This is a genomic window from Agrobacterium sp. 22-210-1 (assembly GCF_053522525.1).
This window is the reverse complement of the sequence record NZ_JBNWCI010000001.1, coordinates 2242521-2260016: the sequence shown is the minus strand read 5'-3', so window position 1 is coordinate 2260016 and position 17496 is coordinate 2242521. Positions and strand designations below refer to the sequence as shown.

The window sequence follows — 17496 nt, the reverse complement described above, 5'->3', positions numbered from 1 at the left end:
CGCACCCGCGGGCGCCTTTCCCTGTATTTTCAAGAAGCTCATGAATCCAGACGCCGCTCAGCCATTGACGTCCCGCGCAAGACCAAGGTTTTCATCCGCCTTCTGGTGGCTGGGCCTGTCGCTCATTGCGGTCTGCGGCGCCATGGTGCCGGTTCTGGCGCTGGTCTCTCAGGCGGTGCAGGGGTCTGCCGGCCTGTGGGAGCATCTCGGCTCCACTGTTCTTTTGACGGCCTTGCCGGATACGGTCATCCTTCTCGCCGGTGTCGGCTTGCTGGCCGGCATCATTGGAACCTCATCGGCGTGGCTGGTTACCGCTTATGATTTTCCCGGTCGCCGGATATTGGAATGGGCGCTGCTGCTGCCGCTGGCCATGCCAACCTATATTGTTGCTTATGCCTATCTGGATATTCTGCATCCGATCGGGCCAGTGCAGGGAGTAATCCGCTTTCTGCTCGGTTATTCCAGCCCGCGTGAATTCCGTCTGCCGGACATAAGATCGATGACGGGCTGCATCATTTTGCTTGGCTTCGTGCTGTTTCCCTATGTCTATATTCCCGTCCGCGCCATGTTCCTGACGCAGGCTGGCAATCTGCTGGAGGCCGCCCGCACGCTTGGCGTTTCCAGACAGAGGGCTTTTTTAAAGGTCGCAGTGCCGCTGGCGCGGCCGGCGATCGCGGTCGGCGTCAGCCTTGCCCTTATGGAAGCGCTGAACGATATCGGCGCCTCGGAATTTCTGGGCGTCCGCACCCTCACAGTTTCGGTCTATACGACCTGGGTCACGAAATCCGATCTGCCCGGTGCGGCGCAGATCGCGCTCTCCATGCTGTTCATCGTCGTTGCCCTCGTGGCGTTTGAACGCTGGGCGCGGCGCAAGCAGCGTTATTCGGTTTCCGCGCAGAAAAGCCGGGAACTGGAGCCGGTGCGCCTTACCGGCCTCAAGGCCTGCGGTGCTTTTACACTCGGCAGCCTGCCGGTCCTGATCGGTTTCGTCGCGCCAGCGAGCTATCTCGTCATCGAGGCATGGAAACGGTTCCGCTTCAGCGGCCTGTCTGCCCGTTTCACCGAGGAGGCGTTGAACACCATCGTCTTTGCCGGATTGGCGACGTTGATCACCCTTATTCTCGGCCTTGCGGTTGCTTACGCGATGCGCCTTGCTCCGGGGCGTCTCTCGCTTTGGTCCTATCGTCTTTCCACGGTGGGATATGCAGCCCCCGGCACGGTCATTGCTATTGGCGTGCTGATCGCGCTCGGTGGTTTCGACCGGTTTGTTGACCAGACCATGCGTGACTGGTTTGGCATATCCACCGGCCTCATTTTCATCGGCAGCGGTGCAGCCCTGATCTACGCTTATTCGGCGCGTTTCCTCACCATTGCAGCCGGCGGCGTCGATGCCGGCCTGAGCCGTATCCCGCAATCTTTTGATCACGCTTCGCGAACACTCGGACGATCCGCAACCCAGACATTCCGCCAGATCCACTTACCGCTCTCGAAGGCATCGCTTGCGGCAGCGGCGTTGCTGATCTTCGTGGACTGCGTCAAGGAACTCCCCGCCACGCTTTTGTTGCGGCCGCTCAATTTCGAGACCTTCGCGACCCATCTCTACGGCGAAGCAGCGCGCGGCACCTATGAGGAGGCGGCAATCGCCGCACTGGCGATTGTCGTCATCGGCATCCTTCCCGTCATGCTGCTTGCGAGGATCGGCCGACGCAAAGGTTGATGGCTGGTCCCGCCGCATAAAATGACGGGCATAAAACAGTGCGAGAGGCCAATAAGCTTCAAATCCTCCCGGAAAACGACAAGCATCCCGCCTTAATCCTGATGTAAATACTCAGCTTAATTGAAGTGCTGCGGCCTGCCGGCTATGATCGTCGGCCGCGATCTGTTTCGGGGCATATCTTGAAAAATTTGCATGGGATGTTTTTGAGCCGTCTGGCTTTGGGAACGGCTGCCGTTGTTTTGATGGCGCCGGTGATGGGCCACGCACAGGAAACGACCGTTCTGCGGGAAATCACCGTCGAAGGGCAGGGGGCGGAAAATGCCACGGGCCCGGTCCGTGGCTATGTTGCGAAGAAAAGCGCGACCGGCTCGAAAACCGACACGGAAACGAAAGACATTCCGCAATCCGTATCCGTCGTCGGTCGCAAGGAAATGGATGACCGCGGCGCCGTGACCAAAATCGACGAGGTGCTGCGCTACACGCCCGGTGTGACGGCGGAGCCCTTCGGTACCGACCCGGATACCGACTGGTTTTACATTCGCGGTTTTCAGGCAACCCAGACCGGCGTGTTCCTCGATGGGCTGAACCTGTTCAGTTATGGTTTCGGCGGTTTCCAGATGGATGCCTATGGTCTGGAACGGGTGGAAGTCCTTAAAGGGCCCGCTTCGGTGCTGTATGGCGGCGCCAATCCCGGCGGTATCGTGCAACTGGTCCGCAAGCAAACTCAGGATACGCCGGTTCGTGAAACGGAAATCGGCATCAACAATTTCGGCAATGCCTTTTTCGGTTTCGATGTTGGCGACAAGGTGGATGGTGAGGGCGTATGGAAATACCGCGTCACCGGCAAGGTTTCCGGCGGCGATAATTACACCGATTACTCAGAGGATCTGCGCGGCTTCATCATGCCGCAGATCACCTTCGAGCCGGATGCGCAGACAAGTGCCACGCTCTACGGATATTTCTCGGCGCTGGATCAGGTGCATGTCGGCAATGGCTTCCTGCCCTATGTCGGTACCGTTGTCGATGCGCCATTCGGCAAGCTCGACCGCAAGGCCTTTTATGGTGAACCGGATATCGACAATGGCCGTGTCTACCAGTCGATGGTGGGTTATGAAGTCAGCCATGAATTCGACAATGGCTGGAAGATCAGCCAGAACGCCCGTTATGGCCACCTCTACAAGCACGAGACCGGACCCTATCCGGGCGGTTGGGCCAATGCCGACGCCAATGGCCAGCCGATCCTCGATGCCACCACCAACGACTATATGTTGACCCGCTTCGGTTATGACGGCCTGTCGAAAGCGGATAGTTTCGGCGTTGACAACCGCATTGAAGGACAGTTCGAAACCGGCGCGGTCAGCCATTCGCTGCTCGTCGGTCTCGACTATAAATATTACAGGCTGGATCAGGTGCAGGCTTGCTGCGGATCGAATGCGATCGGCGCGCTCAAGCCGGTCTATGGCTCGACGCAGGGTACGAATTTCGTTTATGCCGACAATGTCGTGACCCAGCAGCAGATCGGCATCTACGCGCAGGACCAGCTGCGTTTCGGCGATGGCTGGCTGGTGACGCTCAACGGTCGTTACGATTATGTCGATACGGAGCTGAACAACAGGTTGCCGGCAGGCGCGTCTTTCCGCTCCAATGACGATGCGCTGAGCGGCCGGGCCGGCCTCGCTTATGAATTCGACAATGGCCTGACACCCTATGTCTCGGCGGCCACCTTCTTCAATCCGCTGATCGATACGCTTGCGGATGGCACCCCGGCCGCACCGGAGGAGGGGCACCAGTTCGAAGCAGGTGTCAAATACGAACCGACTTTCTTTGATGGCAGCATCACTGCCTCCGTCTTCAAGCTGGTCAAGGACAATGCCATCGTGTCCTATACGGCTGGCGGCGTGACCACGAGCGGGCAGTTCGGACAGGTGGAATCCACCGGCTTCGAGCTGGAAGCCAAGGCCAATCTTTCCGACAACTGGAAGGCGCTTGCCTCCTATTCCTATACCGATCTTGAGATTAGCCGCGACGCCAACCCCAACCTGATCGGCAAATCGCCCTGGATCGTGCCCGCCAACACCGCGTCCCTGTGGGTGGATTACGCCTTCACCGATGATACGTTTGAAGGCCTCAGCATCGGCGGCGGTGTGCGCTATCAGGGTAAATCCTGGGCTGATGCGGCAAATACGCTGCGCGTTCCGGATGCGGCGGTCTTCGATGCCGCGATACGTTACGAGAAGAACGACTGGACCGCCTCCGTCAACGTCGCGAATGTCTTCGACAAGGAATATGTCAAGAGCTGCGCCGGCGTCTCGGTTTGTGGCTGGGGTGATAGCCGCACCATCACCTTCAAGCTTGCAAAGAAGTGGTAAGGTTTGGCAGCAGGCTAGCAGTTGCGGGAAATATAGTTTGCCTCTATAAACATGAATAGATTTATCATGTTTATAGAGGCGCCTTTGCGCCTTGCGGGATCAAGAGGCCATGGCTTTCCGCGTACGGATGGAAAATGAGATCGAGGGCTTTGCCGTCATCGGCGGCCCGCGCTCGAGGGTCTGGAACGGCATCGTCGCCGATCTCTGGGATGTGCGTTGCGCGCCGAAAGCGGGTGGCCGTTATGTTGGCAAGGACCCGCGTTTCGTTTTTCTGCTGGATATGGACGGGAGCGATGACGGCCGGTTCATGATGAACCGCTCCCATCGTGACAATCACGGTTCTTCCAAGGCGAACCGGATTTCCTTCGTGCCCGCCGATCTGGATGTGCATGCGGAACTCAGCAATGTGTCCTTTGTGCGCCATCTCGATCTGCATTTTGATGCGGGTTTGCTGGGCGCGCGGCTGGTGCAGGGGTTTGACCCGCACGGCCTGCTCGATCCGCATCTGATGTTCGAGGATGAGCGCCTGCTGGCGTTGGCGCGGCTGATCGCTGCCGAGTGCGATAATCCAGACCCCTTGCATGACCTTTACGGCGAAAGCCTCGTGCTGGCGCTGCTGACGGACTTTCTCAAGGTAAAGCGGGAACCGGTCAAGAAACGCAGCAAGCTCGCCGTCTGGCAGTTAAGAGCGGCGACCGACTATATCCGTGAACATTGCCTGCGGTCGATCCGGCTGGAGGAACTGGCGGAACTCACAAACCTGTCGCAATCCCATTTCAGCCATGCCTTCAAGGCTTCCACCGGCGTACCGCCACACCAATGGCAGATGCAGGCGCGTATCGATCGCGTCAAGGATCTGATGATGCGGACCGACATGGCGTTGACCGACATTGCCATTGCTAGCGGTTTTTCAGACCAGGCGCATTTTTCCCGCGTCTTTCGCAAGATGGTCGGGGTTTCCCCCTCCGTCTGGCAAAAAATCCGCCAATAAGCGCGCCTTTTTGTTCCGTCCTCCTTCAAAAAAATACCTGCCGCAGCGCTTGAAACGCCTCGGAACGATTTCTCCGTCGCAGGGTTTACAAGACGTGACACCAACGAAGAAAATCAAGGAGGAAGACGTCATGTTGCATCAGGAACCCCGCGCCGGGCAGGATCCCTATGTCAAGGATACGCCGAGCCTGATCGCCAGCGACAAGGTAGAAGGCACCCGCGTTTATGGCGCCGATGGCAAACATATCGGCTCGATCCAGCGCATTATCCTGGAGAAGCGTGGCGGCCGCGTCGCTTATGCGGTGTTGAGTTTCGGTGGCTTTCTCGGGATCGGTGACGACTATTACCCGCTGCCTTGGGAAAAGCTGCATTACGATGAAGAACTCGACGGCTACCGCATCGATCTTACCAAGGAAGAGATCGAAAACGCGCCGCACTTCGCCAATCTCGATGACAATGATCTGCTGAACGCCAAGGACCGCAAGGTTTACGACTATTACGGCGTCGCGCCTTACTGGATGTAAGGTCCAGAAAAAGCGCTCCCGGCAATTTGTCGCCGGGAGCGCAATACGTAAAAGAACGGCTCCTTTTCAGGAGCCGTTTTGTTTTGGGCCCGTCAATGCGGGTTTTTCTGCATCTCGGAAACCGCATCGGTGAAACATTTGCGCGCTTCCTCCGGCGATTTGCGCCCGTCAAGGGCGGCGCGGCAGGCGCTTCTGGCTCTCACAAAGCTTAATCCGCCAATCTTCGGCCAGCCTTCCGTTAGCAACGTCAGCGCTTCAGAGGGGCCGGCGACGACACTCTTGCCGTTCGCCTCAAGATTGACCTCGACCGGTTCTGTCCATCTCTCGTTCTTCATCGTGCACCTCCCAGAGCAACGCGATCCCGAAATACACCCGACAGCGGAGCAACCCATGAACGCAGCCGTGTGTCACTGCCGCTTAGAATATGCGCAAGCGAGTGAATTGACAACGGGGATCAGCGGAAGCCGAAAAACGACAGAATTGCCAGTACGATAACGACGAGGCCGACGATGTAGATGATCTGGTTCATGATTTTCTCCTTGGCTGCTTGTCATCACCTTAACGTGAGGGAGAAGACGAGGTTCCAGAGATCATAAGAATTTAATCACGTACTAAAATGTTGCGGACGTTCCATTGCAAATGGCCGGACTTCACTTCCGCAGGATCACCCAGATGGCGTGAATAATGCCGGGTACATAACCGCACAGCGTCAAAAGAATATTGAGCCAAAAATGCAGGCCAAGCCCGACCTGAAGGAACACACCGACGGGCGGAAGAAGGATGGCGATAAGAATACGAATGACGTCCACGATGACTGGCTTTCTGGTTGAGAGTGACTTGCCGGTCAACGTATTGCGGGCTGTTTGGTTTCAAACACTTTTGCCGTGACGATCACGCGTCGGTCGAACGGCCTTACCTATGATCGTCGCGGGTTGCGTTCGACATCTCATGTTTCGCCGCGCGCGCCAGGAATCCAGACCGCGTCAGCCCTCTGGTCTCTGCGAAGGCATCAATTGCCTTCAGGACGTCTTCCGGGAGCGTGATGTTGAGACGAACGGACTTCCTGCTCTCTGCCTTGAGGGCAACGAGGATGGCAACGCTATCCCTGTTTTCTGCATCCGCCATGATGGTATCGAGAGAAGACGCTTCGGGAATGGCTTCGCCATCCTCGATCATACCTTCAACATGGAGCGCCAAAGCTTCTTCCGCCATTCGGCGCGCGTCATCAAGATCAGTGCCCGCAGTCACGACACCGGGAAAATCGGGGAAAGAAACGCCGTAATCGCTATCAGCGTCCTTATGGATCAGTCCGATATAGTTACGCATGGTTCACCTCAGTTTCAGTCCGGATTGCTTTTCAATGCTTTTAAGCGTGCCGATCGGCAAATCTCTCTTCGGGTGAGGAACAGTGACGCGGCCTGGTTTGGTTGGATGTTTGAATTGAACGTGACTACCTATCGTGCTCACCTCGTACCAGCCATCCGCTTTCAAGGCCGAAATGATGTCGCCGCTTTTCATGTGTGTATTGATACACACAATCATCTCGAAAGTCAATAATTGGGGATTATGTTTGATTGACGAAGTCTGACGGTCAAGGAACCCCGACGTGTTATCGAGTTTCTGTCACCACGTAGAGGCGTGTAAAATCGAAGCTGTCGATCCCGCGGTATTAAATGAGTTTTCATTTTGCTTGGAAATGGTGCCGCTTACGTGACTCGAACACGTGACCCCGTCATTACGAATGACGTGCTCTACCAACTGAGCTAAAGCGGCCCGAACATGACCCGTCTGTTGCGGATCAGCTTCATGGCGGGCTGATACAGGCAATGCTGACGGATTTCAAGCCTTGAATACGCGGCTTTTGAAATTTCCGCAAAAAGCTTTGCCTGCTTATTGTTTGCGGGCGGCGTCAGGCCGTTGTGCAGATGCGGTTTTTCGCAGCCTTATATTCCCGCGCCAGCCGATCGACGAGGTCTGCCACCGGCTCCACGGCCTTGACCGCGCCAATACCCTGGCCGGCGCCCCAGATGTCCTTCCAGGCCTTTGCCCCGCCGGTTGCCGTTTCGAAGTCCATCTTGGAGGGGTCCGCTTCGGGCAGGTCGTCGGGATCCATGCCGGAGGCGACGATGGAGCTTTTCAGGTAGTTGCCATGAACGCCGGTGAAATAATTCGAATAGACGATGTCTTTCGCTTGGGCGTCCACGATCGCTTGTTTGTAGCCGTCGGAAGCGCGCGCTTCCTGCGTGGCAATGAAGGGCGAGCCGATATAGGCCATGTCCGCGCCCATGGCCTGTGCCGCGAGGATGGAACCGCCATTGGCGATGGCGCCGGCCAGCAATAGCGGGCCATCAAACCATTCGCGGATTTCCTGAACAAGCGCGAAGGGTGACAACGTGCCGGCATGTCCGCCGGCGCCGGTTGCCACCGCAATTAGCCCGTCCGCGCCCTTGCGGATGGCGGAGCGGGCGTGACGATCATTGATCACATCGTGCAGCACGATGCCGCCATAGGAATGGACCGCCGCATTGACCTCAGGCACGGCGCCGAGCGAGGAAATCACCACCGGCACCTTATATTTGACGCAGAGGCCGAGATCATGTTCCAGCCGGCGATTGGACATGTGCACGATCTGGTTGACCGCAAAGGGGGCAGCCGGACGATCCGGGTTGGCGCTGTTATGCGCGGCAAGCTCTTCGGTAATCATCGCCAGCCATTCGTCCAGCTGGCTTTCGGGCCGCGCGTTCAGCGCCGGGAAAGCGCCGATGACACCCGCCTTGCATTGTGCCAGCGTCAATTGCGGATGCGAAATAATGAATAGCGGTGATGCTATGACCGGAAGACGCAGATTGTCTTTCAGCACGGACGGCAGCATGTTTCCTCCCATGAATTACGTTTACGCGCACGTAAGTTAATATCGTGTTCGGCGACGGATTGAAAGCGAAAACCGCGCCGTATCGGCGTCACAAATCTGCGTTCGCAGTGCCACAATGGATCGATTTTCCCCAAGCCAATCCGGTCTTTATAACAAACGATGCTTGCGGAGGCGCGGCATAGCCGTTACCGAATCGTAAACCAATGGCGCAGCGCCGCATATTTTTGCACAGCGCAACAGAACAAGGATCGGTCGTGAGCGGACTGGAAACGGCAATCAGAAATGCTCTGGAAAAATCGGACAGATCGAACGCCGAAGTTCGTGCACGGATTTACCAATCATCGCGCCAGGCGCTGGAAGCTGGCCTGCGCAAGCAGGGCATAGACGAACCACAGGTCGTCGCACAGCAACGCCAGCGGCTTGAAAGCCTCATTCATGTCATTGAAAATGAAGAGCGTAACCGGCTTCTGGACAGGGTGGAACAGCAATTGCGGCCACCACTGCCGGAGAGTGCCGCCCATGATGAACCCTCGGTCGATCCCGTTTCGCAGCCACAGCACCACGGCGATATGGCCGTCGAGCCGGAACTGCGTGGCGAAACGCGTGACGCGCGGCCGGGCGTCGCTGCTGCTGAAGAGCCGCTAAGTGCCGGTCGGCGCAATGCAAAGCCATCCAGGAGAGGATCCAGCGCGGGCGATGCCTCGCTTGCTTTCCGCCCGGAAGGCGCTGTTGGCCGCCGCAAGCGCCGCGGACTTTTTGCAAGGCTTTTCATATATGTGACGCTTCTCGCCTTCATCGGTTTCGGCGCCTGGTGGGTCTATTCGTCCGGCCTGCTGCTGTCGCCCGCGCAGCGCGATACCAGCGTGCCCAATCCGCCGGCCCAGGTGCAGGCGGAAGACTTCAACGGTGCGGAACCGGCGCCGAGCCTCTCCGCCGGCCGTGGTTTCTCCGATGACTGGGTGGAACTCTTTAATGCCGAGCGCGGCAGCGCCGGAGTTTCGGCAGGCCCGCGCGCCACGGTCGAAAACATCGCCACACCTGCCGGCAAGGCGATAAAGGTGACGTCGAGAAGTGTTTCGCAGGATGGTGCTGTTAGCGTCGAGGTTCCGGTGGAAGTCATGCGTGACATGGCGGGCAAGTCCTCGACCATATCGATCACGCTGCAATCATCCAGCGACCGGCAGACACAGGTTTCCGTCGCCTGCGATTTCGCCACGCTTGGAGATTGCTCACGTCACCGCTTTACGGCCACGGCTGAAAGGGCGGATATGCTGCTGAACGCGACATTCGAGCGCTCGCTCGCTCCTAACGCGCCCGGCAAAATCTTCATCAACAGCGACATTGACGGCAACAGCCGCCCGGTCAATCTTTACTCCGTGCGCATTCTGCCCGGCCAGTAAGACTGACAGGAAGAATGGCAAGCGCCGCCGTGAGGAGGCGCTTGCCTTCGTCTCCCCGTCCTATTTAAGAAACTCCGGACCCGACCCCAGTATCTTGTCGTCGATCTCGCCGATCACCTTCTTGTCCTTGCCGTCATAGTCGAGTGCATTGAGAATATGGCGGATCAGGTTCACACGGGCGCGGCGCTTGTCGTTGGCGCGCACCACCGTCCAGGGGGCATCGTCGGTGTGGGTCTTTTCCAGCATCTCGTCGCGCTTTTGCGTGTAATCGTCCCATTTCGTCAGCGCCGCTATGTCCATATCCGAAAGCTTCCAGCATTTCAGCGGGCTGTGGCGGCGATCGTGGAAGCGTTCGATCTGCGTCTCGCGGCCGATGTCGAGCCAGAACTTGAAAAGATGAATGTCCTCATGCACCAGCATCTTTTCCAGCCGCGGTGTTTCCTTGAGAAAGCGCTTGTGTTCTTCCGGGGTGCAAAATCCCATGACCGGCTCGACACCGGCGCGGTTATACCAGGAACGGTCGAAGAGAACGAATTCGCCGGCAGTCGGAAAATGTGAGATATAGCGCTGGAAATACCATTGGCCGCGTTCTGTTTCCGTCGGTTTGGTCAGCGCCACCACGCGGGCGTAGCGGGGGTTGAGATAGGCCCGGGCCGCAAAGATCGCGCCGCCCTTGCCCGCCGCGTCGCGGCCTTCGAAGACCGCCATCACCCGTTTGCCTGTGGCCTGCAGCCAGAACTGCACCTTCACCAGCTCCACCTGCAGCGCCTCCAGCGCAGCGTCGTAATCTTCCCGTTTCATCTTCTTGTCGTAGGGAAAGTCGCCTGCGGAGAGTTTTTTGTCCTCCACCCAGTCGGGAAGAACCGGATCGTCGATGTCGAAGCTGCGCGGCTTGCCGCCAATGGTAAGCTCCACCGCTCGCTTCTTCGTGTCTTCGGCCATATTTGTTCTCCGGCTATTGTTGTGTAAAGGCAACTCACCGCCAATGAGTTCATATCCACCGGCAGAATTCAAGTGAAAGAGGAGTGGCTGCGCATGGTGCGGCGCCGGGGACGATTGCGGCACAGATTTTGCGCATATACGTTGCGAAAAATGCGCGGTGATGAATCTCTGTCATGAAGCTGGCCTATGAGAATTCGATGCGCCGTCAGGTGAAAGTGGAAAGCAGGCTGAAATGGCAGTCATGGAAGGCGATCGTGGATTAAGGCTTTTGGGACGAAAGCTTGGCCGAAACTGGTTGCCCGTTCTCGTCGTCAGCATGCTGGCCATCGTGGCCGTTTCGGAACTGCACACGCCCTACATGCCGGCCGTTCTTTGGTTCTGCGCCATCATCGCCATTCTGGCGGTTCGGGAACGGCCAATGGCGCCCAAAACCGATGAAACCGCGGTTGCGGAAACGGATGAACCCGAGGTGCCCGCCGAAAGTGTCATTTCCGGTGTCAGGGCCGGCCTTGCAGTGCTGGATACGCCGGTCTTCATCCTCGACAAGAATGCCAGCGTGCTGTTTCAGAACGGTGCGGCCGAACGTGCTTTCGGCCAGCTTCCGCCCGGCGCGCATATTTCCGCCCGCCTGCGATCTCCCGGTCTGCTGGATGTCATCCGCGAAACCATCACCACCGGCCAGCCCAATCAGGTCGAGCATTCGGAGCGTTTTCCATCCGAACGGGTCTTCATCGTTCGCATCGCCCGTGCGGATGCGGGGGAGGTGGCCGGCCCGCCATTTTACATATTGTCGTTCCGTGATGTGTCGGAGCTTCGCCGCATCGACCGGATGCGCAGCGACTTCGTCGCCAATGCCAGCCATGAATTGCGCACGCCGCTCGCCTCGCTGCGCGGCTTCATCGAAACCATGCAGGGTCCGGCTCGCAACGATCCGAAGGCACAGGAACGTTTCCTCGCCATCATGCTGGATCAGGCAACCCGCATGAGCAGGCTGGTGGATGATCTGATGTCGCTTTCACGGCTGGAGCTGCGGGCGAATATCGCGCCTGACCAGAAGGTCGACCTCGTCCCCGTCATCGGACATGTGCGGGACGCGCTGCTGCCGCTCGCCAATGAGCTGGATGTCGAGATCACCCTACATCTGCCCGACCGGCCGGCAGAAGTGCAGGGCGACCGCGACGAACTGGTGCAGGTGTTTCAAAATCTCGTTGAAAATGCTTGCAAATATGGACAGGAAGGCAAGGTCGTGGATGTCTGGCTGCGCGCCGAACCCGGCAAGCCGGTGGAAGTGAGCGTCATCGACAAGGGGCCGGGCATTCCCGCTGAACATGTGCCGCGTCTGACGGAGCGGTTTTATCGCGTCAGTGTCGCCGACAGCCGTTCCAAAAAAGGAACGGGTCTGGGGCTTGCCATTGTCAAGCACATCCTCACCCGCCACCGTGCCCGCCTCATCATCAAATCGGAATTGGGCAACGGTACGGACTTCACGGTCAGATTCTGACATAAAATATCTATCTGCTTTTACTGTCGTAAAATTTTATAAATTAAATCAATAATTTAGGTTGTCACAAATCTTTCACTGAAGTGACATAAAAGGATGTGGCTACGGTGGTTAAGAAAAGGTCGCCGAGCGCATGCTTTGAGCGAGTGCCGCTATCGGCCGCGTCCACAAACAAGCCCACGACGGGAGAGACAAATGAACATCCTTAAATTTTCCGCAGCAGCTCTGGTGGCTTCTGTCGCCTTCGCTGGCGCCGCCGCTGCTCGCGACCAGATCCAGGTTGCCGGTTCTTCCACGGTTCTGCCCTATGCCAAGATCGTTGCTGAAACCTTCGCCGAAACCTTCCCGAACTTCAAGGCTCCGGTTGTTGAGTCCGGCGGCACGGGCGGTGGTCTGAAGGCGTTCTGCTCCGGCGTTGGTGAAGGCACCATCGACATCGCCAACGCTTCGCGCGCAATCAAGAGCGACGAACTGGCCGCCTGTAAGGCTGCCGGCGTTGCCGACGTTCAGGAAGTGAAGATCGGTTACGACGGTATCGTCTTCGCAATGGACGCTTCCAACAAGGACATCAAGCTCGAGCCGAAGGATCTTTACCTCGCTCTCGCCGCTGAAATCGTCAAGGACGGCAAGCTCGTTGCCAACCCCAACAAGAAGTGGTCGGAAGTCAACAAGGAACTGCCTGATGTAGCGATTGCCGCTTACATCCCGGGTTCCAAGCACGGCACCCGCGAAGTCTTCGAAGAGAAGATCATGGCTGACGGCTGCAAGGAAGCCGGCGCTACCGACGCCATCAAGAAGATCGTCACCGATGCCAAGCAGGCAGCTGCAAAGTGCATCGCTGTCCGTAAGGATGGCGCCGCGGTCGACATCGACGGCGACTACACCGAAACGCTGGCCCGCATCGACGCCAACAAGACTGGCCTCGGCGTCTTCGGCCTCGCTTTCTATGAAAACAATGCTGACCGTCTGAAGGTTGCCACTGTTTCTGGCGTTGTTCCGTCCACCGAAACCGTTGCCAGCGGCAAGTACCCGGTTTCCCGTCCGCTGTTCTTCTACGTGAAGAAGGCTCACCTGGGCGTTATCCCGGGCCTCAAGGAATATGTCGAGTTCTTCGTTTCTGACGACATGATCGGCCCTGATTCCCCGCTCGCCAACTACGGCCTGGTTGCCGCTCCGGACAAGGAGCGCGAAGAAATCCGCGCCAAGTTCGCAGCCGGCGCTTCCATGTAATAAAGACGAGGGGCGCGGCTTGCCGCGCCCCTTGTTTCGCCCGGTGCCTCTCCGCTTCGGCGATTGTCTCCGGTTGACAGTTCCGATCCATCGCCATCCACATAATTGTTTATGGATTACAGATGGATAGGTTGTATCAACCTTGACGCTTGCCAGACTTTGATACAGTCAAAAGGCAGGCATCTCTGGATGGTCCAGCGGTCTCGTTTTGATGACTTTTTGATTTGCCCGATATCGCACCGTGCTCTTGAGGCACGCCGAGGGAATTCTAATGAACACATCGATCCTTTTGCTGATACTGGCGCTGATCGGCATCGGCAGTTATCTGCTCGGCAGCCGCCGCGCCATTGCTCTGTCTGGCGGGCGCCCCGCCAGCATGCATTCCCGTGCCGGTTATCACGGCTCCTACGCGGTCGTCTGGGCGGTGTTGCCCGCGGCGTTCATTCTCTGTGTCTGGCTCGTTATCAGCCCGCTGGTCGTCACTTCTGCCGTGCGCGGCAATTTTCCCGAAGATGTGCGCGCCCAGTCCGAGGCGCAGCAAAGCCTGACATATGGCATGGTGAGCTCCATCGCCCGTGGTCTTCAGCGCCTGACGGCGGAAGAAACTGCGCAGGCAGACGCGGATACAGCCGCGGTAAGGCCGCTTCTGGCATCGAAAGGCGTCGCGATCGCCGGCGATCCTGAGCGTTATATGGTCGATGCTGCCCAGACGCTGAACACGATGACCACTACAAGCCGCATCGCGATGATCGTCATCGTGCTGGCGGCCGCGTTCGCCGGCGCCGCTTATGCGCTGCGTTCGATCGCTCCGCGCTTTCGGGCCCGCAACAAGGTTGAAAGGGTCATTCTCGCATCCTTGCTTGTTGCCTCGTCCATCGCGATCTTGACGACCATCGGCATCGTCCTGTCGATGCTGACGGAAGCCATCCAGTTCTTCACCATGGTTCCGGCACACCAGTTCTTTTTCGGAACCGTGTGGGATCCGCGTTTCGCCGCCGCCGGTGCAACGGACTCCTCCGGCCAGTTCGGCCTCATCCCGCTGCTTGCCGGCACGCTCTATATCGGCTTCGTCGCCATGCTGGTCGCGGTCCCGGTCGGTCTGTTTTCGGCGATTTACATGTCGGAATACGCCTCGCCGCGCCTGCGTTCAGTGGCAAAGCCGCTGCTCGAGGTGCTCGCCGGTATTCCCACGATCGTCTATGGCTTCTTCGCGCTGACGACGGTGGGTCCTTTCCTGCGAGACATTTCCACGCAGATCAGCGGTCTCACAACCGGCAACTATGCCAATTTCATCCAGGCGCAGAGCGTCATTACCGCCGGCTTTGTGATGGGCATCATGCTCATTCCCTATGTCTCTTCACTGTCGGACGATATCATCACCGCTGTGCCGCGTTCGTTGCGCGACGGTTCTCTCGGTCTTGGTGCCACGCGCTCTGAAACCATCAAGAAGGTCATCGTTCCTGCCGCTCTTCCCGGCATCGTCGGCGCCGTGCTGATGACGGCGTCGCGTGCGATCGGCGAAACGATGATTGTGGTTCTCGCCGCCGGTGTTGCGGCCCGCCTGCAGATCAACCCGTTCGAACCGATGACCACGGTGACGGTCAAGATCGTCAGCCAGCTGACCGGCGACCTTGAATTCACCTCGCCGCAGACGCTTGTCGCCTTCGCGCTGGGCATCACGCTTTTCGCCATCACGCTTTGCCTGAATATCTACGCGCTTTACATCGTGCGCAAATACCGGGAGCAATATGAATGACCGACATCGTTTCTCCCACAGCCGGTGCTGCCGCCGGAAACAGCGCCACGCGCCGTGATATCGGCATCAAGCGCCGCTATGCCGCCGAACGCCGCTTCCGCGCCTATGGAATGGCAGCGATTTCCTTCGGCCTCATCTTCCTCTTCCTGCTGCTCTGGTCGGTCGTATCCAAGGGGTACACCGCCTTCCAGCAGACGATGATCACGGTTCCGGTCGAGTTTTCCGAACTGATCATCGATCCGAAGAATGAGCGGGCCGCAAACCCCGCAAAGCTGATGACGGCCAATTATCCCGTTCTCGCCCGAGATGCGGTTGCCAAGGTTCTGGGCGTCGCGCCGACGGACCGCGCCGGTCTGCGCGCCGTCAACGTCATGATCTCCGACAGCGTCCGCACCCAGCTGCGCGACATCGTCGTCGCCGATCCTGCCGTTATCGGCACCACGCGCAACGTCACGCTTCTCGCATCGGGCGATGTGGATAGTGCCTTCAAGGGCCAGGTCGATCTGACGGTGGATGAAGCCAACCGCCGTATCTCGAACCAGCAGCTCGGCTGGATGAATCAGCTCGCCGAAGGCGGCCAGCTCGGCAAACATTTCAACACCGGCATCTTCGTCAACGGCAATTCGAGCCGTCCGGAAGCGGCGGGTGTCGGTGTGGCGCTGATCGGCTCCTTCTATATGATGATGATCGTGCTGGTTCTGTCGCTGCCGATCGGTGTCGCAGCCTCCATCTATCTCGAGGAATTCGCGCCGAAGAACCGTTTGACGGACCTTATCGAGGTGAACATCAACAATCTCGCGGCAGTTCCCTCCATCGTTTACGGTCTGCTCGGCCTTTCCGTCTTCATCAACTTCATGGGCTTTCCGCGCTCGGCCTCTCTGGTCGGCGGCCTTGTCCTGACGCTGATGACACTGCCGACAATCATCATTGCCACACGCGCCGCACTGAAGGCCGTGCCGCCGTCGATCCGTGCCGCAGCACTTGGTCTCGGCGCCTCGAAGATGCAGACGATCTTCCATCACGTTCTGCCGCTCGCCATGCCCGGCATTCTCACCGGCACCATCATCGGCCTTGCCCATGCGCTGGGTGAAACGGCGCCGCTGCTCTTGATCGGCATGGTGGCATTCGTTGCAAATTATCCGACAACGCCGATGGATCCGTCCACGGCTCTGCCGGTGCAGATTTACATGTGGGCGAACGAAGCGGAACGTGCCTTTGTCGAAAGGACATCCGGCGCTATCATCATCCTGCTTTTGTTCCTCATCGTCATGAATGTTGGCGCAATCCTGTTGCGTCGCCGCTTCGAACGGCGCTGGTAGAGGGAGATTGAGCAATGAACATGTTGTCGGAAGCAGCAGTTGAAAAGGCGCTGGACAAGAAAATGAATGAAGTTTCGTACAAGATGATCGGCAAGGACGTTTCGGTTTTTTACGGCGAAAAGCGTGCGCTTTACGACGTGAACCTCAATGTCCGCGAAAACACGGTCACTGCGCTCATCGGTCCGTCCGGTTGCGGTAAATCCACATTCCTGCGTACCTTGAATCGCATGAACGATACGATCGATGGCTGCCGGGTCACCGGCAAGATCACCCTCGACAGCGACGATATCTACGATCAGGCGATCGACGTCGTGGAATTGCGCGCCCGCGTCGGCATGGTGTTCCAGAAGCCGAACCCCTTCCCGAAGACGATTTACGAGAACATCTCCTACGGTCCGCGCATCCACGGCCTTGCCCGTAACAAGGCGGATATGGACCAGATCGTTGAACAGAGCCTGCAGAAGGCCGGCCTGTGGAACGAGGTGAAAGACCGTCTGCAGGAATCCGGTACCGGCCTTTCCGGTGGTCAGCAGCAGCGTCTGTGTATTGCGCGCGCGGTTGCCGTCAGCCCGGAAGTGATCCTGATGGATGAACCCTGCTCGGCGCTCGATCCGATCGCAACCGCCAAGGTCGAGGAACTGATCCACGAACTGCGCGCCAACTTTACGATCGTCATCGTCACGCACTCCATGCAGCAGGCAGCGCGTGTTTCCCAGCGTACGGCCATGTTCCATCTTGGTCATCTTGTCGAAGAAAACGAAACGGACAAGATGTTCACCAATCCGGACGACCAGCGTACGCAGGATTACATCATGGGCCGCTTCGGCTGATTTCCGGCCGGCGCTTTATCGAAACCGAACAAGACTGGTGCCTTTG

General features: G+C 58.1%; 16 protein-coding genes and 1 tRNA gene. 10 read left to right on the top strand and 7 right to left on the bottom strand.

The window, feature by feature from the left end:
- Positions 1–40 precede the first annotated feature (40 nt).
- The 4 genes from ACQZ5F_RS11345 to ACQZ5F_RS11330 all read left to right on the top strand — a co-directional run bounded on the left by ACQZ5F_RS11345 (position 41) and on the right by ACQZ5F_RS11330 (position 5600).
- Positions 41–1717: an ABC transporter permease gene (locus ACQZ5F_RS11345; RefSeq protein WP_137083374.1), complete on the top strand. Its 1677-nt coding sequence runs from the start codon at positions 41–43 to the stop codon at positions 1715–1717.
- Between the two features lie 179 nt (positions 1718–1896).
- Positions 1897–4086 carry a TonB-dependent siderophore receptor gene (locus tag ACQZ5F_RS11340; protein ID WP_225339511.1) on the top strand — a complete coding sequence of 730 codons (2190 nt, stop codon included), beginning with the start codon at positions 1897–1899 and terminating at the stop codon, positions 4084–4086.
- Positions 4087–4195: 109 nt separating this feature from the next.
- The gene (locus ACQZ5F_RS11335; RefSeq protein WP_225339510.1) at positions 4196–5077 is read left to right on the top strand and encodes a helix-turn-helix transcriptional regulator; all 882 of its coding nucleotides are present in this window, start codon (positions 4196–4198) and stop codon (positions 5075–5077) included.
- A 130-nt stretch (positions 5078–5207) separates the two neighbouring features.
- Positions 5208–5600, top strand: a complete 393-nt coding sequence (locus ACQZ5F_RS11330) for a PRC-barrel domain-containing protein (RefSeq protein WP_046799387.1) — start codon at positions 5208–5210, stop codon at positions 5598–5600.
- 92 nt (positions 5601–5692) lie between these two features.
- On the opposite strand, the gene ACQZ5F_RS11325 is transcribed toward ACQZ5F_RS11330, so the two are convergent.
- The 6 genes from ACQZ5F_RS11325 to ACQZ5F_RS11300 form a co-directional block, all read right to left on the bottom strand.
- The gene (locus tag ACQZ5F_RS11325; RefSeq protein WP_046799388.1) at positions 5693–5935 is read right to left on the bottom strand and encodes a DUF982 domain-containing protein; all 243 of its coding nucleotides are present in this window, start codon (positions 5933–5935) and stop codon (positions 5693–5695) included.
- Between the two features lie 315 nt (positions 5936–6250).
- Entirely contained in the window at positions 6251–6409 is a 159-nt protein-coding gene (locus ACQZ5F_RS11320) for a YqaE/Pmp3 family membrane protein (RefSeq protein WP_046799460.1), read from the bottom strand.
- 103 nt (positions 6410–6512) lie between these two features.
- A complete protein-coding gene (locus tag ACQZ5F_RS11315; protein ID WP_080842355.1) occupies positions 6513–6926 on the bottom strand; it encodes a type II toxin-antitoxin system HicB family antitoxin in 414 nt (137 codons plus the stop codon).
- A gap of 3 nt (positions 6927–6929) precedes the next feature.
- Positions 6930–7118, bottom strand: a complete 189-nt coding sequence (locus ACQZ5F_RS11310; protein ID WP_082178986.1) for a type II toxin-antitoxin system HicA family toxin — start codon at positions 7116–7118, stop codon at positions 6930–6932.
- Between the two features lie 179 nt (positions 7119–7297).
- Positions 7298–7373 (bottom strand) — tRNA-Thr (locus ACQZ5F_RS11305).
- 136 nt (positions 7374–7509) lie between these two features.
- On the bottom strand, positions 7510–8472 hold the full coding sequence (locus ACQZ5F_RS11300; RefSeq protein ID WP_046799390.1) for an NAD(P)H-dependent flavin oxidoreductase: 963 nt from the start codon (positions 8470–8472) through the stop codon (positions 7510–7512).
- Between the two features lie 254 nt (positions 8473–8726).
- On the opposite strand from ACQZ5F_RS11300, the gene ACQZ5F_RS11295 reads away from it, so the two are divergent.
- The gene (locus ACQZ5F_RS11295) at positions 8727–9872 is read left to right on the top strand and encodes a hypothetical protein (RefSeq protein ID WP_225339509.1); all 1146 of its coding nucleotides are present in this window, start codon (positions 8727–8729) and stop codon (positions 9870–9872) included.
- 60 nt (positions 9873–9932) lie between these two features.
- Here ACQZ5F_RS11295 and ppk2 read toward each other — a convergent pair whose 3' ends face one another.
- Positions 9933–10814, bottom strand: a complete 882-nt coding sequence (gene ppk2 / locus ACQZ5F_RS11290) for a polyphosphate kinase 2 (protein WP_137083384.1) — start codon at positions 10812–10814, stop codon at positions 9933–9935.
- A 232-nt stretch (positions 10815–11046) separates the two neighbouring features.
- Here ppk2 and phoR point away from each other — a divergent pair, with 232 nt between their 5' ends.
- From phoR to pstB, 5 genes are all read left to right on the top strand, one after another.
- Positions 11047–12315 (top strand): phosphate regulon sensor histidine kinase PhoR, encoded by a 1269-nt coding sequence (gene phoR, locus ACQZ5F_RS11285; RefSeq protein ID WP_225339508.1) that lies wholly within the window; start codon positions 11047–11049, stop codon positions 12313–12315.
- A 195-nt stretch (positions 12316–12510) separates the two neighbouring features.
- Positions 12511–13545, top strand: a complete 1035-nt coding sequence (locus ACQZ5F_RS11280; protein ID WP_046799393.1) for a substrate-binding domain-containing protein — start codon at positions 12511–12513, stop codon at positions 13543–13545.
- Between the two features lie 271 nt (positions 13546–13816).
- Positions 13817–15301 (top strand): phosphate ABC transporter permease subunit PstC, encoded by a 1485-nt coding sequence (gene pstC, locus ACQZ5F_RS11275; RefSeq protein ID WP_052820252.1) that lies wholly within the window; start codon positions 13817–13819, stop codon positions 15299–15301.
- Positions 15298–16620 carry a phosphate ABC transporter permease PstA gene (gene pstA, locus ACQZ5F_RS11270; RefSeq protein WP_046799395.1) on the top strand — a complete coding sequence of 441 codons (1323 nt, stop codon included), beginning with the start codon at positions 15298–15300 and terminating at the stop codon, positions 16618–16620. Before pstC ends, pstA begins: the two co-directional genes overlap by 4 nt.
- 14 nt (positions 16621–16634) lie before the next feature.
- On the top strand, positions 16635–17450 hold the full coding sequence (gene pstB / locus ACQZ5F_RS11265) for a phosphate ABC transporter ATP-binding protein PstB (RefSeq protein ID WP_052820251.1): 816 nt from the start codon (positions 16635–16637) through the stop codon (positions 17448–17450).
- Positions 17451–17496: the final 46 nt, after the last annotated feature.